The sequence below is a fragment of the Paraburkholderia sp. GAS448 genome (genome assembly GCF_050435685.1).
Classification (GTDB): Bacteria; Pseudomonadota; Gammaproteobacteria; order Burkholderiales; family Burkholderiaceae; genus Paraburkholderia.
The window spans coordinates 301,942-316,370 of record NZ_JBNDKT010000002.1; the positions used below are offsets into that span (position 1 = coordinate 301,942).

A 14,429-nucleotide genomic window follows, 5' to 3' on the forward strand; every position below is an offset into this window, starting at 1 on the left:
CAAATGTGAAGTGCAACACGATGTCTCGTATAAGCTGCCATGCAGCGTGGACCGCCTCAATGCTTGGCGAGGAGGTCCGCCACCACGCGCAGCACTTCCGGATGATGCACCATGCCCAGATGGCTCACGTCCGCGACCTCGATGTTGCGGTGATACGTTGACTCGGTCGAGACGCATCCCTCCCACGCAACAATTCCGTCCGTTTTCGAGTAGACCGAAGCGCACGGGACAGACGTAGCAGCATCGGAGCGCAGCGTCGATGTGTGGCTCATTGGCGATATACCGCTGCTCAGCATGTTCAGCAGCCATCCGGCGTGAGTGGCGTCTGAGTTGTCGGCAACAGGTGTCGCCAGCGTGATGACCTGACGCACCAGTTCCGGATATTTCGCGGCCAGCTGACGGGCATAGATACCGCCAAAGCTCCAGCCGACCAGAGAAACCGAACGCCGATGCAACGCATGTATTTGTTTCAGATGGTCACTCAGGAGTTCGAGCATCAGGTCATGGTCGGCACTCGGTCCCAAATTGACGCCCTGCTCCCAATCGTGGACTTCGTAGCCCAGTTGCTGCAGGCGCCTGCGCAGGTCCGACGTCGCGGCCCCGCTGGCACCCAGGCCGGGAAATACGAGTACTGGATGGCCGTCACCTGGCGGCAGCGGGACAGCCAGCGGGGCCATACCGGCGACGTAGTCAACCGCCGCGCGGAGCGGTTCGAGAACGAGAAGTGTTGCAGACGGTGGCGTGAGTTCAACGCTTTTCATTGCATCTCCAAGGGCGCACGTATGCGCGGCACCTTAAGTATGCGCCATTATTGATGCGTTGCAGCATAAATATAAGATGTCAGAGCCCAAACGCCACTGTTGTAGTTCAAGCACACCGCTTCATACTGGGTGGGAGCCAGCAGCGTGTGTAGGGCTGCAAGTGCGTGAAATTTGTATTTGACTTCCCCGAAACTGCAGCTATGATGGAACCCATATTGCTGCGGTGCAGCATGTTAATTGGGCGACATACGGCCCTATTTTTTTGGAGTCGACCATGACCACCCTCGTCCCGGAACAAACGATTAGTGCAACCAAAGCGAGCTTCGACACAGCCTTCGGTCTTGCGACCACGGCTTTTAAGGCGTTCGAAAAACTCGTCGAACTCAATGCGCAGACGGTCAAGACGACGCTCGCCGAGGCGCAAGAATTCGCTGCCAAGTCCGTTATTGGCAAAGAGCCGCAAGCAGTTTTTGCAGTTCAGACAAACCAGCTGCAGACCGGCGTTCAAAAGGCGCAGGCCTACTGGACGCACGTGAACGAAATCGTGTCGAGCACCCAGGCTGAATTCAAGGCGGCGGCCAAAACGGTCTTCAAACAGCCCTCATTTGACGCGAAGGCGTGGTTCGACAACCTGTCGAAAAATGCACTGCCGGGCGGTGACGCGATTGCGGCCATCTGGAAGTCGAGTTTCGGCGCGGTGGGCGAGAAAGCGAGCACGGCGGTTACGGTCGTCACGAAGCCGACTAAGAAGGTTGCTGAAAACGCTGCTGGCGACGCGTAGTGCTCGCTGGCGCGTGGAGACCTTAGCACTGTGCCGAAAAAGCTTGCGACGAGCGCGACGACGTACGTTCCAGGTTGAGTAGAAGAGAGGGGAAGTCTCAATTTTTTGCAAGTTGCAAGCGAGAGACATAGGGTTTATACTTAGTTCGTCTCCTCCATGTCTCCTCCTGATATGGATTCAACCCGCCGCCTGGCGGGTTTCTTTTTGGTGCGCGGAGCGTGCGCAACGGCTTGGGCACCCGCAGTCCAACGCGGCGACTCGTTCATACGAATGCCTGGCGCAACCATCGTTCGACGAAGCCGTTGACCGGGCGTGAAATTGGCTGCGGTGAAGCGACGACCGGCTGCCCAGGTATTCGCGGAATCGATGCCGCTCAATTGTAGGGTCCAAGCTGCTTCAGCGTTTCCCACTGCGCCAGGCCACTGCAGCGATGCCGGCCCGCGAACGTATCGCCCCCCGCGCAGTCCCTATTGGTAACGACGAAAGCCTCCCGCTGACTCATCCATTTCATGCGGCTCACCATGCGTTCCACGTTCATCAAATGGCTGTTTATCGTCTACCTGCCCGGCAGCGGGACGTTGTACTCGATAGGGATACTGGCGCTATTCCCCTTTGTCGCGAGGTCCGGCCGCTACCGGCTTGCGGCGCAGTGGTGTCGTGCACTGGTTGTTGTGATGCGCTGGCTACCCGGCACTACTTGTTCCACGGACAGAGGTTCGGCGGCCTCCCGCGCCGCAGTCACCATGTAGGGGGTTGCATGACAGGGCGACGGGCAGGGATTCGATAGCCGGGGCGGTCGAAATTTGCACCGGTGTTGATTCTTGTGCCCACGCCCACATGTGTTGGTGTTGAGTAACGACAGCAGGCAAGCTGATAAGCATGACAAAACCTGAATTTATTGAGCCCGACAGTGCGCGTCCAGACTTGCTGTGTTACCTCGTCGCGATTGCAGCGGCATCGTACGCTCTAACTCAAGAATGGCGCGTGGACCATGTTGTTGAATGCTGCCGCGGGTGGCTAGCGAAGAACCAGCTGGCCATGCACTGGCTCGACCGGGTCCGAATTGGCCAACTTGCTCTGAAGATTGCAGATAAAGACTTGCTAGAGGCCGGGGTCGCGGTTCGTCTGTCTAGTGTTAACGCGCTCTTCACCAGTGAGATGGAACTCAACGGCTCGAGCACGATGGTGCAGAGGATGATGACGCTTTGCCACGACGCACTTTGAGCACATCGCAGCTGCAGCTTGTAGCAGCGGCTTTCATGTAGCGGGCAAAAGCGACCGGGTCTGCTTGAGAAGCGCGTGCGACGCGGCAAACTCATTACGTCCAGCCATGGTAAGTGCGGCGTGGCCGGTGCGCGCGAACAGCTCGTCATCGGACGTTGCGACCGCATTCAAACCGAGACCAGGATGGTCGTATCGGCGAAAGGACGCGAGCATTTCGAACGCATCGAATCGCCAGTCCTGAGGACCTGCCCAGGCTAGAATCTCGGCGGCGGCTGCCAGTTGTCGGGTGGCTGCGATGAATTCAGAGCGTTCCATGACATCTGTCTCCTTGCAAGTCGCCGTCGGCGATTGTTCTGGGAGTTTAGCGTAGGTCTTTGACGGCGCCAGGGATGCAGAGCACGTGCCCTAAAAGGGGCGCGGTTGGGTTGGTCTGGGATGCTCAATGCCCGCGCGCGACGCGCATGTTACGGCATCGGACCCTTCGGTGGTCTTGCTGCTAACCACCGGGCAGCCCTCGCGGGCCCATGGCGCGCGTGGGAGGAACCGGACGGAGTACATCGCTCATCCTACGGAAGTGTGGCTCTATGGCCGCACACCAGCCCACCTACCAGTTTGAATCGCGAACGCCGCGATTCAACGCGGCGAACTCGCGACCGCCGTCAAAATGTGGCTAACCATGCTGTTCGGCCTGATGCCGCTATACCCTGGTGTGTCGTGGCGAAGCCATCCCGGCGGTGCGCAGGGTGGCATGCTTGCAGCGCGCGCAGCGGCCCGCAGTGCACGACTTTCATGACGCAGGAATCCCGGTCGCATTCACACATTGCGCGCACCCCGGTGCTCGGCTGTATCGCCCAGCCCATCTTGAGAAGCCAGATTGAATGAAGGCCCGTGCGTCTCAGGCATAGAAGCAAAAAAGCCCCTCAGACTTCCGTCGCGAGGGGCTTTCTTTTCAGTGGTCCGGTTTAGAGCGCGGCGTCCTTCAGCTTCTTGAGCGGGCGTACTTTCAGACGCACCGAAGCAGGCTTCGCGGCAAACCACTTGTCTTCACCCGTGAACGGGTCCTTGCCGAAGCGCTTCTTCTTTGCCGGCACGTCCTGAGCAACAACCTTCAGCAGACCCGGCAGCGTGAACTCCTTCGCGCCCTTCTTGTGGACCGACGCGAGCACCGTTTCTTCCAGAGCGGCCATCAAAGCCTTCGCCGCTTTCGGCTCGACACCTGCGCGCTCGGCAAGATGGGTGGTGAGCGAAGCCTTCGTGAACGAATCCTTGATGGGCTTCAGCGGGGTGGCAGCAACCGCCTTCTTCGTGGCAGGAGTCGCCGCCTTCTTCACCGTCGGCGCCTTCGCCTTTTTCTCGACCGGAGTCACCGCTTTCTTCGGAGCCGGCTTTGCTGCAGCTTTCGTTGCACTCGGTGTTGCCATAGATTCCTCGTCATTGGTCAAAGGTTGGCCTGAGACCCTTGCCTTTGCGTAGTCACCGACAATACGCAAAGGTCTAAATCCTCAGGCTGGCGCTAGCGTAGCAACTCGGATTTGAATCTGCAACGGGCGAGGCCCTAAAACAAGGGGTTTGGTGCCGAGTTGACGCGAAAACAACGACCTGTACCCCTCCGCGGAAGACTGCGCCCGCGTAAGCGACTATGCGAAAGGGTTTGAAGCACGGGCAAGAGGAGCTAACCTCTCGCGCGAGCCCAGCGTCGGGTGTGCTAGTGTTTCTCGTGTCGGACGTGGGAACCATGCTCGGCGTGTGTATCGCCGGCGCTGGCATCGCCCAGGTGATGGAGATTGGCGTCGAGCAGGTAATGCGTGACGGCTTGCTCGAGGGGCTCTTCCCGGACTGGTCGGACGAAAGATTCGCTGTATGCGCTCTTTCCCTTCCGGCGCCATCGAGCTGGGAAAGTTGAGGCTTCGTTAATTTCTGCCTCGAGTCATCGTCGTCAGCGGCACCTGCTGCGCACCGTCAGATAAGCCTCCGAGCGCAAAAGCTTAGACGCGCACGTCATAGCGACCATGACGATTAATATCAAAGGTGCACACGGGAGCTCAGGGCGGACGCGAAGGCGAGTACAGTTCTCCGTGAGGTCGAGGGCGCACTGCTTGCAGGTGCCGGCATTCTAAAACTGGCAGGCGACGACACCGAGGCTCACTATTGACGCTGACCGCGTGCAAGCGGGGTGCCCGCAAACGGGTCATCACGCCAATCCACGCCGGCCCCGGGGGACCGAGTTGTGGGCGCCACCTTTGGGGACAATTCAAAGTGTTCGATGGATTGCCCCGCGCTCCTAGCCTGCATAAGCCATTGAGGCATTTCCCCTTCGCCGGACCAAGTGTTTCCGGTCGCACTGCGGTATCGCACTGTTGTCTGTTCTGATTGCTCGCGCGCTATTGCTGAAGCCAGGTCTTCTGGCCTGATGCCAAACTCGTCCATGCGATGGCGGAGATAAGCAATCATGCTGTCTCGCTTACGTTCGTCCATAAAATCTTCCTTCTTTAAGGCAATTGCTTGGCGACTATTGAGCGCCGCTTGTGGAGAATCGCACCGTACGCACATTGCGCCGAAGTAACGAGGTAATCATGCCGGTGGCAGGCTGCCGCGTTTTGGGAAGAGCGGGAACGGGCGCAAGCGGTCTTTCTGAATGGAGAACCAGGAAGCCGGTTCTTCAATGTCGTATTTGGGCGTCTGGAGTTGTACAGAACCTTCGGCGACCTGTGAACCTATAGCCGTAGTATGCGCGCCCATGGCATAGTGCGCTCGGTTACTCGACAACTCAGGGAGTCTATATGGCAACACTAGAACAAATCCGGGCAAAAATGAAGCAATTACAGGTGCAGGCTGACGCATTGATTTCAAAGAAAGCCCACGCGGCTATAAACCAAATCCGAGCATTGATGTTGAAGCACGGTTTGACGACAGACGACATTGAAGCTCACACCGGCGCAGCGACGGGCGGCACAAAACGTGGACCGGAGCCTGGCGCGAAGCGAACCGGTAAGTCGGCGGTTACCGCGGTGAAAAAGCCGGCCACCAGCGTGAAAGGAAAACTGCCGCCAAAGTACATCAACCCCAAAACCGGCGAAACGTGGAGCGGTCATGCACGTCCCCCGGCGTGGATTGCTAACGTCAAGGACCGCACCAAATTCCTGATTGCAAGTGGTGCTAACGCAGTACCCGCAGCGAGCGCGGGTGCTGTGAGTAAATCGAAGAGTGCGACTAGGAAGGCCTCGGCGGCCGCTGGCACAACTGCTCACAAGGGGCAGCAGAAGGGGCCGCAGCCGGCCAAGTATCGTGACCCCAAGTCGGGCGCGACCTGGAGTGGGCGTGGTCGGGCGCCGGCTTGGTTGGCTGGTTCCAGGGACCTCAGCAAGTTTCTGATTGACGGCGCCAGTACGGTGGCGGGTACGGGCGCGGCGAGCAAGCCGAAAGCCGTCGCAAAAAAGCCCGCGAAAAAGACGCCGGTAGCGAAGAAGGCAGCGGTGAAGAAATCGGTTGTCGCCAAAAGGGTCGTTTCGAAGCCGGGTGTCGCGGAGGCACCGGAAGCGGCGGCTGCTCAGGCGACCGTGTAAGCGAGCACGCAGAGCTCGGTTCTCGTTGCGTCGACAGGAGCGATTGTCGTGGCTTACCGCTAACAGGCCCGCAATGCGTCGAGACGGGCGGCGCATTTTGCATTCGAACCACCGCGCTTGTAGGCTTGTGCCGCCTTCGCGCGGTCTGGGACAACGTCGCCAGGAACGCGCCTCTCCCAGAGCCCCTCCCAGTACAAGCCAAGGTTGTATGCGGCAGCCCGGTGTCCAAGCTCCAGGGCCGTGGCATACATGTCCTTGGCTATCTCGAGGTCGGTGTCCATGCCGCGACCAAGCCGTGCACTGTCCGCGAGAGCTGCTGCCGCCAGGCCTCGCAGAGGCTCGCTCGCCGTATCGTCCTTCAGCACGTCGCCCAGAATGACGTGCCCGGCCTCGTAATCCGCTGGCCCATCTGTCTCGGTTACAAGAGACAGCGCAAGGGCGACCCGAAGGGAAGGATGCCGGTGAGGGCCAACCCGTTCAATCAGACGCCGGCCGAGGTAAGGCGCCCCCGGCAGCGGGCTTGTGAGCAGGCCGTTCGCAATGGCCGCGATAGATTCAAGTGAAAGAAATCCGACCTTGTTTGCCGACACAACGTGCCGGAAGAACTTCTCCACGTCGAGAGACGGGTCGCACTGGCGAAGTTGTGCCCACTCACGTTCAATTTGGCCCAACCAGCTGGAATCTACAGACATCAGATTATGCGTCCTGTGGTGAGCGATGGGGACGATGATACCTCACCTCTACTGTCGCCTGATGTCCCACGCATGGCGAGGCCGAATTCGTCGGAGCTTGAGGCGGACACTGGTATGTACGGTTACCGCTGCGATTGGAGCAGCAGAGATTTTTTCCGCCGCCCCCTATTTGCCCCGCATGCCGACATTCGACTGGACCAGCAGAGTGGGTCGCAAATCGTTGCTGCCGAAACATTTTTGTAATTGGAAAGCATCGTCAGTCCGACGTCGGCGTGTGGGTCGATATTGTGGTGGCACTAACACTAAGGCGGCCTTTAGCTAATCGCGTCCGGCGAACAAGGGCCGATTGGCCTGCTGTCGGTCGCGGCTTGGGCAGGGAACCTTCTCGAATTAATCGCTTGACTGTCCAACACGTAGCGGGTGTGAGACCGGGACCGCAGGTCCAAAAAATCCTCACGCATTGGGTATTTCTTCAGATAAACGGCATAGCCGATGACTGGCGTCAATATAATTCCATCCTGACTTGAATGAACTGGTCTTAACCAGAAGAAAAATAATGTTTGATATCATTTTCGGAACCGCACACGCTATCTATCTCGCCGGTGCCCTTGTCGGAAGCGTCATCCTGTGGCCGGACCAGACCTACCCTCTGCACAAGGCACCCGAAGAACGGGAAATCGTGGAAGTCGTAGGCTTCCATCCGCAGTGGTACAAGGCTGACTCGAAGTGTCACTACAGTGGCCTTCTGGTGCCGTACGTGCGCGATTGGCCCGAAACCGTGCGCCGCGGACAGGAAGAAGTAGTTTTGCCGCCGGACCTCGATAACACCGCAGGTCATGCGGTCATCCTGGACCAGAAAAGTTGCCCGGGTAAGGAAAACGAACAGGTTTTCCTGGTCGATGCGGTGGAGCGCAACTTTGGCTTTCTGGGCGCCGGAGCCGACTTCCACTTCGACAACCCGGACGAACAGAAGCCGGAGAATCGCCCCAAATGGCTGCCGCAAGTGATGCAGCGCGTTCAGCGAGTGGGCGAGCATGATACGACTGCGAAGGACCTCTTCAACACGGTCATGGCACTGGAAAAGACGCGCGCAGAGAAGGCCCGGGCAGCTGCGGCAGCGTCCGGAGTAGGCTCAACCAGCGCACCGGTAGCAGCAGGACAGGACTCGTCCAGCGCATCGCAGGTAGCGAGCGCGCCGTCGACTTCGACGACCCAACCGGTCGCAGCGACACCGGCCTCGGCGACGGCACAGACGAATTAATTCGCTCAACACCTCTAGCCAGCACCCTTACCCTTGAAGAAAGCAAGGCACTGGTTGTTAATTTTTAGAAAGTGAGGCGAGGTAGCGGTGGTGTGTAACCTCCGCATACCTGGTTCATAGATATCTTGGGGGCAAAAGGATGCCGCGGGGGACATTTGCAGCCGTGAAGGAGCGCAAAGCGTGTCGAAGACAAGTGCTCCGAGAAAATGCCATGGTCCGGGGTGTTGGCCCATGAGCATCACCACGACTTCCGAAACGCTCGGCCATGACCTCCAGCTAGTTCTGCGAGGTGTGCGGGCGGCGCTTGACGCCGGGGAATTCGACCGGGCAAACGAGCTTGCTCAATCGCTTCTTGGCCTCGCCAAGGCCGCAGAGAATACGCCTATGGAGGCGCAGGCGCTGGCGTGCCTGGCACACTGTGACCGCTTGGCGTTCCGGTTGCGACGCGCGGCAGATACAAGCCAACGCGCGGTCCACCTGTTTCAAGCAGCGGGCGACATCGCAGGCGAGATAGACGCGCTGAATACGCTCGGCCACTCGTCCATCATGCTCGGTCGCGACTTTGAGGCGGTCGAGGCTGCATTGTTGGGTGTCAAGTTGGCCGAGAGGCACGGCTCGAATCAGCAAATAGCCTTGGCGTACAACTACCTGGGCGTCGCGTGCACGTGGGGCGGGAACTTCGCAGAAGCGGACGACGCCTTTGCGCAGGCCACGGAGATGGCGCTTCGTTCGGGGCCGGAACTCAGCACCTACCAGCCGCGCCTGAACCGGGCGTGGGCAGAGAAGATGCGTCTTGCGAGGGACCGCTACGAGTTGGGATTGACGGTGGACCTCGGGCAACTACGTCTCCTGGTCGCGAAATATCGGGACATGGAAGAAGCCGGAACGGCATTTTTCCTGGCGAAAGGGTTCCACCTAACGGGGTTAATTCTGTCGTGCCTGGTGGCGGGGTTCTTGGAGTGCTGGCGCGGCGATACCAGTGCGGCGGAAGCCGAACTACAGTCCGCGCGAAAGTATCTAGCCAGGCTTGGCTTCACAACGTGGCTGAACGCCTACGCCGACTGGCTCGAAGCTGAGGTTGCCTGCGTCAGACAGGACTATTCGATGGCATGTACACTGCTCGCACGCATGACCGAGGTATCGAGCAGGGGCGACCATGAGCAGTTGGCCAGCATTGGGTACCTGTTCTTACACCACGTCTACGAAACTCAAGGGCAGAGTCATCTGGCGCGCCAAGCGCTATGCAACCTACGGCTTCTCGAGAGGCGAGTGCGTGCGGATAGTCTCGCTAGCCGTGCGCGCGTGGTCGGGTGGCAACTGACTGCACGCGAGTCGGAGGCGCACCTGCATAAGCTGAAAGAGAGTTCCCGGCAGTTCGAGCGTTGGTCCCTAGAAGATGCGTTGACTGGCATCGCAAACAGACGGTGCTTTGAGCAGCGTCTGTCGAGTGAACTGCGACGGATATCCGAGACGGGGCAAGACCTGAGCATCGCGTTCATCGACATTGACGGATTCAAGACCATCAACGACACGTTCGGTCACGCTGTTGGAGACCGTGTTCTCAAGGCGCTGGCAGCTATCTTCTCGGCACACGTCCGCGAACACGACCTGTCGGCCCGCTTGGCGGGCGACGAATTCGTCGTCATGCTGACGCGCACGGATACAGAGAGGGCAACAAAGATTTGCGAGCGAATTGCCTTGGCAGTGCGCGACTTTGACTGGGAGCCAATCGCGCTCAACCTGCGCGTGTCAATCAGCATGGGCGTCGCCGAGGCCAGGGAGGGCGATACAATCGACTCGCTGCTGCACCGCAGTGACGTCTCAATGTACACCGACAAGAGGGATGGCGGCGGTGAACCCGTCGCGCTTGCAGTGGATGAGTCCAAGGGATGAAGATGGATAGGGTTCCCGCATGTGCCTCCCGTCGTGCCACCGTACGAGCTCGCGGGCTTGGCCAATTCGCTTGATTGCTACCTGGGGTCGGCGATGCGCATCGTCGGCTTTCCGCCTTGGATGGGTCGCCGACCTTCGGCCTTATTCTTCTCGCGCAAAATCGCCAAGGGTACCCAGAAATTTGAGACGGCGTCATTGCCAGCCATCTCACCTCAGATGAACTTCTTTCCAGCACGACGTACCTCCACGTGGCAATATGAGGCAGCATTCAGTTGATTCGCCGAAAGTTTTTCGACCTTGGTCCGCTCGAATCCGACATGGAACGCGCATCGCGCGCTTCCTTGCTGATAGTTTCAAATTGAGCCGCAAAGTCGGGATTCCGCTCGTTCAACCAGCGGGCCACACGTTCATTGCCGACGAGTGTTGCAATATAAGCAACTGACACTGTCAGATGCAGATGCTCGATGCCATACCTTTCGTCAGTCTGGGCCACGGTCGCCTGAAGCGTAGCGAGTTCACGCTCGAGCTTCGCAAGCTGCTCTACGACTTCATTGCCCGATTCCCTACGCGCATCGGCCCCATGTTCGAGCTGCTCCGGCGCAGTGGCAGCGACAATCGCCCTCGCAAAGGCTGACGTGAAGTTTCCCTGCCCGCACATAAGCTCAACAGCCTCCACTTGCCGCAGAGGTTTCATCAACTTTAGCGCATCGAAAGTTGTCGCAGGACAGGCTTTGTCGGCAAGCAACGCTGCCGTCTCATGCGATATTCCATCAAGCAGGCTCGCCCTGCGCTTAACCGTATCGACCTCGATACCTAGCACCAGCGCAATCCGTTCACGTGGCACCCCATGTTCGATTGCCTTCGCAATCATGCGCGCGTCCTGCGCCGACGTCAGCCGGCTGATGTGCTTGTTGTACGTGTACGCTTCATCATCTGTCGCGATGAGGCACAAGGCCTCATTCAGACCCAGACGTTGCATGGCTTCCACCCGCAGCCTGCCATCCAGAATGCGAAACGCCTTTCCGGTACCGTTGATGCGTACCACAATCAGCGGCTCGACGAGGCCAATGGCGGCGATAGAGGCCAGAATCTGCAGGAATTTCTGGCCCGAGGTAGCAGTTTTCGGCAGCGCTCTAGACGAGTCCAGCGCATCCAGCTGCAACATGACAGGCTGGCTCTCGAATGCAGCCTTTAAAGGGTGTGCAGTCAGCTTGTCCATGGTTGCCCCTCAGCGCGAATACGCTCATCGAGAACGCGGGGAAGAGTCGTGAGTCCCTCCTGCTCAAGAAGGCCGACGAATCCCTCTTCGCGCATCAGCTGACGTAGCGCATGGACGATGAATAGCAACCGTGCATGGGTGACTTCGACCCGCTTCGCCAGTACTCTCTGCCGGTCACTTTCCCGCATATACAGACGCCTCAGTTGGTCCGGTGCCAGTTCGCGGAGCCGTGGGGCAGCGCGCCCCTTTCCGACAGGCAGTGCTTTTCCTCCCGACCTCGCGCGACGGCTCAACAATTTGCGGACAACTGCGAGCTGGTGGCCCTTTAATGTTCCATCCTCGTATGCATCCACCAGCGCTGACTGCACGTCCGCGTCATTGGCGCGTGCAATATGCATAGCGATAGCGATGGGGATGGTTCCGGCTTCGACCGCTGTGATGAGTCGTTCTTCCCCATGGTCGAGGAGAAACATCAGGTTTTCCAGATAAGCAACCGACAGGCCTACCTTCTCCGCAATAACGCTGTCCGTGTACCCAGCCGTTCGCAGGCTTTGAATGTTCCTGAGTAACTCCAGGGTGGAGTGGTTCCGTCTCGCAATATTTTCCACCAGGCTCATGACGAGGCACTCATCTTCTGTCCTATCAATAACGTGTGCGGGGATGGTGTCATGACCCAGGGCTTGCACCGCTTCGAGTCGTCCCTGGCCGCAAACCAGGTCAAAGACTACCGTGTCGCCGGAGGATGCTCGACGGCTAACCGTTATCGGCTTCTTTAATCCCACTGTCGCAATGCTGTCCATAATTGCCTGCTTTTGACGCTTGCTGCGGCTCCTCGGATTAAGCACTCGAATCTGCTGTACCAGGATATCTGCGATTGGGCTGAGAGGATTGGTTTCCATCGAATGCCTCCATGCGAGTCCGCGCTGTCAGTTGAAGCAAAATGCTTTCGTCCGGATAGCGGAACATTTCGAAAGATTCACTACTGCCGCTGCGGACTGACAGCGAGAATTCGTAACCGGGGACCAAACTGCCACGTGGGAAAACATAGAAATCGAGCGGAGTTTCAAATGCCGAGTCCAGCCGCAATACGACGAGAAGGTCAGGTGACGAGTAGGTTGGCCAGCGCACTCTCCAGCGCGGACCACGACGGTCGTAATGCAGAATTAGGCGAACAGCGAATCGGATGACCAGTTCGTCGTCGACACGAATGGTAGTTTCGTCCATAGACATGTCTACCCGGTGGCCGAGAGCTGTCAGGGCCTCAGTCGTATTTCGGATACACCCTTGCTGGGCGGCCCGCGAAGCGCGAAAGACTTCAGGGCCGGCGCTGTGCGAGTTCGGCTCATATCCGACTCGCGCGTACGCGTTGTTAATGCTGCCGAACCGCAGGGCATACGTCTTTCCTGCGGGCATTCCCGGCGCCCTATCGATTTCCTTGGCGCTCACTACATCAGCGGAACGCACGAAATCGCTCAGTCTTTTCAGAATCTCGTCGTCGCTGAGATTTTGTGTCCGGTTCGTCCGAATTCTCTCCGCGGCGTCGAACATCGCCCGGTCGACAAGGGGTGGAAACGCGCCTACTGAACGAGTCCAATCTGAGTACGGATTCCTTTGCCAATTTGCGTTTAGTTTCTTTGATGTCCTGGCGTAGACATTGGTTCCGACGTATTTTTCGCTGCTTAGAATGTCAGTAATGTGTTGTGGGTTCCAGGGGCGACCGTGCGCGTTACAAATACCGAACGCGTTCAGCCTGTCCGCAATCCGTCTGCACCCAACTCCCTGACAAACGTACCAATCGTAGATGCGACGAACAAGCGCCACTTCGTGTTCGTCACCTGGCGTCACGATAACTCTGTCTGTCTGGATGCTTTTGTGCTCCCGCTGGAGCAGAGGGCCCTTGACTGTTCCATCTGAGTCGACCAGTACTCGCTGCAAGCCATATCCGGGAGCTGCGCCCTGCCAGAAGCCTCGCTCGGCAAGTCGACATTGGCCGATAAAGACCTTCCGGGAGAGTTCGCGGCTGTATTCCCCCGCCATAGCTCGCTTGAGCGTCTTCATCAGCGTCGCTGACGCGCTGCCGTCCCATGCGAACTGTTCTGCGCAATACACCACCTGTACACCTGCCTTCCGGCACATGTATTCGTAGTGCGCGCTCTCGTCAACATCTTGAAAACGTCCCCAGCGGCTCACGTCATAAACAAGTACAACGCTGAATGCATGGTTATCTGCCAGTGCGTCGTGGAGCAGCTGAAGTAGAGCTGGCCGCCCTTTAAGTGTCACACCGCTTTTTCCCGCGTCCTCGTAGGTGGCGACGACGGAGATTCCCTGTAATGCAGCAAACTCAGCGATGGCCAGCTTCTGGTTCTCGGTTGAGTACTGCTGATGGTCGGTCGACATGCGCACATACTGCGCCGCGAGCCTGCCGGAAAGGGAGGTCGATGTACCAACCGCTTGCCACATTCCCGTCTCCTGTATGGCGAGGTAATTAGTGATAGCTTGGCGGTGGCCTAAGTCAAGGCGGACAGACGTCAGTGCTCGACTGTTTCAGTTAGGGCCCCAACCGAATGGCCTACCAGTGCTCGAAGCGACCGCATAAAAATATATCTATAGACGGTCATGACCCTAATGTGCATGCGCGTATGTGGTTACAGACATAGAGTCGAACTCCGACGCTGCACATTTTTGGGCTGCGTTTTCTGCGCCGGTTGTGAAACCAAAAAATATGCGTCCCGAGCGTCGCCATGCGCGCGCAATAAGGACCCAGCATCCGCTCGCCCTCTGGGGACAAATAGTCGCCAGCGCAAAGACCCGTATGCGCTCACATGAATTGTCGCGGAGCTCCGGGGCGCCTCAACTCATGACACGGCAAGGACCTAGGTACCTGCTGTAATATCAACGAACCAGGGGGACTTCTATGCGCTACTCGGCCCAGATTCAAGCGGACTATCGCAAGTTCGTACGCATGTTTGGCGCGGGACCGACCGTACTATGAGCATCGACTGGCGGCATGATTGCCGTCACTTTTGCTCCGCGAC

At 58.4% G+C, this 14,429-nt stretch carries 14 protein-coding genes and 1 pseudogene; 7 read left to right on the forward strand and 8 right to left on the reverse strand.

All coding sequences use genetic code 11. The features are described 5' to 3' along the window. Nucleotides 1-56: 56 nt before the first annotated feature. Nucleotides 57-761: an esterase/lipase family protein gene (locus tag P3T23_RS05010; RefSeq protein WP_429315079.1), complete on the reverse strand. Its 705-nt coding sequence runs from the start codon at nt 759-761 to the stop codon at nt 57-59. A gap of 274 nt (nt 762-1,035) precedes the next feature. Between P3T23_RS05010 and P3T23_RS05015 the strand changes: the two genes are divergently transcribed. From P3T23_RS05015 to P3T23_RS05025, 3 genes and pseudogenes are all read left to right on the forward strand, one after another. Further along, on the forward strand, nt 1,036-1,542 hold the full coding sequence (locus P3T23_RS05015) for a phasin family protein (protein WP_429315080.1): 507 nt from the start codon (nt 1,036-1,038) through the stop codon (nt 1,540-1,542). A 521-nt stretch (nt 1,543-2,063) separates the two neighbouring features. Continuing rightward, a pseudogene (locus tag P3T23_RS05020) lies at nt 2,064-2,252 on the forward strand (lysophospholipid acyltransferase family protein); the annotation flags it as partial. A gap of 169 nt (nt 2,253-2,421) precedes the next feature. Continuing rightward, nucleotides 2,422-2,766 carry a hypothetical protein gene (locus P3T23_RS05025; protein ID WP_429315081.1) on the forward strand — a complete coding sequence of 115 codons (345 nt, stop codon included), beginning with the start codon at nt 2,422-2,424 and terminating at the stop codon, nt 2,764-2,766. Nucleotides 2,767-2,799: 33 nt separating this feature from the next. On the opposite strand, the gene P3T23_RS05030 is transcribed toward P3T23_RS05025, so the two are convergent. After that, the gene (locus tag P3T23_RS05030; RefSeq protein WP_429315082.1) at nt 2,800-3,081 is read right to left on the reverse strand and encodes a hypothetical protein; all 282 of its coding nucleotides are present in this window, start codon (nt 3,079-3,081) and stop codon (nt 2,800-2,802) included. A 647-nt stretch (nt 3,082-3,728) separates the two neighbouring features. Continuing rightward, nucleotides 3,729-4,187: an HU family DNA-binding protein gene (locus P3T23_RS05035; RefSeq protein WP_429315083.1), complete on the reverse strand. Its 459-nt coding sequence runs from the start codon at nt 4,185-4,187 to the stop codon at nt 3,729-3,731. Between the two features lie 281 nt (nt 4,188-4,468). Here P3T23_RS05035 and P3T23_RS05040 point away from each other — a divergent pair, with 281 nt between their 5' ends. After that, nucleotides 4,469-4,669 (forward strand): hypothetical protein, encoded by a 201-nt coding sequence (locus P3T23_RS05040; protein ID WP_429315084.1) that lies wholly within the window; start codon nt 4,469-4,471, stop codon nt 4,667-4,669. A gap of 242 nt (nt 4,670-4,911) precedes the next feature. Here P3T23_RS05040 and P3T23_RS05045 read toward each other — a convergent pair whose 3' ends face one another. Next, on the reverse strand, nt 4,912-5,241 hold the full coding sequence (locus P3T23_RS05045) for an H-NS family nucleoid-associated regulatory protein (protein ID WP_429315085.1): 330 nt from the start codon (nt 5,239-5,241) through the stop codon (nt 4,912-4,914). 305 nt (nt 5,242-5,546) lie between these two features. Here P3T23_RS05045 and P3T23_RS05050 point away from each other — a divergent pair, with 305 nt between their 5' ends. Next, complete coding sequence (locus P3T23_RS05050) at nt 5,547-6,329, forward strand: H-NS family nucleoid-associated regulatory protein (RefSeq protein ID WP_429315086.1); 783 nt, start codon at nt 5,547-5,549, stop codon at nt 6,327-6,329. Nucleotides 6,330-6,388: 59 nt separating this feature from the next. Here the strand turns inward: P3T23_RS05050 and P3T23_RS05055 are convergent, their stop codons facing one another. Next, nucleotides 6,389-7,021: a sel1 repeat family protein gene (locus P3T23_RS05055; protein WP_429315087.1), complete on the reverse strand. Its 633-nt coding sequence runs from the start codon at nt 7,019-7,021 to the stop codon at nt 6,389-6,391. Between the two features lie 523 nt (nt 7,022-7,544). On the opposite strand from P3T23_RS05055, the gene P3T23_RS05060 reads away from it, so the two are divergent. After that, complete coding sequence (locus tag P3T23_RS05060; RefSeq protein ID WP_429315088.1) at nt 7,545-8,282, forward strand: hypothetical protein; 738 nt, start codon at nt 7,545-7,547, stop codon at nt 8,280-8,282. 231 nt (nt 8,283-8,513) lie between these two features. After that, nucleotides 8,514-10,175 (forward strand): diguanylate cyclase, encoded by a 1,662-nt coding sequence (locus P3T23_RS05065; protein WP_429315089.1) that lies wholly within the window; start codon nt 8,514-8,516, stop codon nt 10,173-10,175. Nucleotides 10,176-10,443: 268 nt separating this feature from the next. Here the strand turns inward: P3T23_RS05065 and P3T23_RS05070 are convergent, their stop codons facing one another. From P3T23_RS05070 to P3T23_RS05080, 3 genes are read right to left on the reverse strand one after another with little or no spacing between them, the layout of a single operon-like run. Continuing rightward, the gene (locus P3T23_RS05070) at nt 10,444-11,394 is read right to left on the reverse strand and encodes a plasmid partitioning protein RepB C-terminal domain-containing protein (protein ID WP_429315090.1); all 951 of its coding nucleotides are present in this window, start codon (nt 11,392-11,394) and stop codon (nt 10,444-10,446) included. Next, the gene (locus P3T23_RS05075) at nt 11,382-12,293 is read right to left on the reverse strand and encodes a plasmid partitioning protein RepB C-terminal domain-containing protein (RefSeq protein WP_429315091.1); all 912 of its coding nucleotides are present in this window, start codon (nt 12,291-12,293) and stop codon (nt 11,382-11,384) included. The genes P3T23_RS05070 and P3T23_RS05075 overlap by 13 nt, the downstream gene beginning before the upstream one ends. After that, nucleotides 12,232-13,854 carry a recombinase family protein gene (locus tag P3T23_RS05080; RefSeq protein ID WP_429315092.1) on the reverse strand — a complete coding sequence of 541 codons (1,623 nt, stop codon included), beginning with the start codon at nt 13,852-13,854 and terminating at the stop codon, nt 12,232-12,234. Before P3T23_RS05080 ends, P3T23_RS05075 begins: the two co-directional genes overlap by 62 nt. Nucleotides 13,855-14,429 lie beyond the last annotated feature (575 nt).

Excerpts from the sequence above, each read along its gene's own strand:
- P3T23_RS05065 (WP_429315089.1), top strand. The coding sequence starts at position 8,514 with ATGAGCATCACCACGACTTCCGAAACGCTCGGCCATGACCTCCAGCTA.
- P3T23_RS05035 (WP_429315083.1), bottom strand. The coding sequence starts at position 4,187 with ATGGCAACACCGAGTGCAACGAAAGCTGCAGCAAAGCCGGCTCCGAAG.
- P3T23_RS05010 (WP_429315079.1), bottom strand. The coding sequence starts at position 761 with ATGAAAAGCGTTGAACTCACGCCACCGTCTGCAACACTTCTCGTTCTC.
- P3T23_RS05015 (WP_429315080.1), top strand. The coding sequence starts at position 1,036 with ATGACCACCCTCGTCCCGGAACAAACGATTAGTGCAACCAAAGCGAGC.
- P3T23_RS05055 (WP_429315087.1), bottom strand. The coding sequence starts at position 7,021 with ATGTCTGTAGATTCCAGCTGGTTGGGCCAAATTGAACGTGAGTGGGCA.
- P3T23_RS05080 (WP_429315092.1), bottom strand. The coding sequence starts at position 13,854 with ATGTGGCAAGCGGTTGGTACATCGACCTCCCTTTCCGGCAGGCTCGCG.
- P3T23_RS05025 (WP_429315081.1), top strand. The coding sequence starts at position 2,422 with ATGACAAAACCTGAATTTATTGAGCCCGACAGTGCGCGTCCAGACTTG.
- P3T23_RS05070 (WP_429315090.1), bottom strand. The coding sequence starts at position 11,394 with ATGGACAAGCTGACTGCACACCCTTTAAAGGCTGCATTCGAGAGCCAG.
- P3T23_RS05045 (WP_429315085.1), bottom strand. The coding sequence starts at position 5,241 with ATGGACGAACGTAAGCGAGACAGCATGATTGCTTATCTCCGCCATCGC.
- P3T23_RS05075 (WP_429315091.1), bottom strand. The coding sequence starts at position 12,293 with ATGGAAACCAATCCTCTCAGCCCAATCGCAGATATCCTGGTACAGCAG.
- P3T23_RS05030 (WP_429315082.1), bottom strand. The coding sequence starts at position 3,081 with ATGGAACGCTCTGAATTCATCGCAGCCACCCGACAACTGGCAGCCGCC.
- P3T23_RS05050 (WP_429315086.1), top strand. The coding sequence starts at position 5,547 with ATGGCAACACTAGAACAAATCCGGGCAAAAATGAAGCAATTACAGGTG.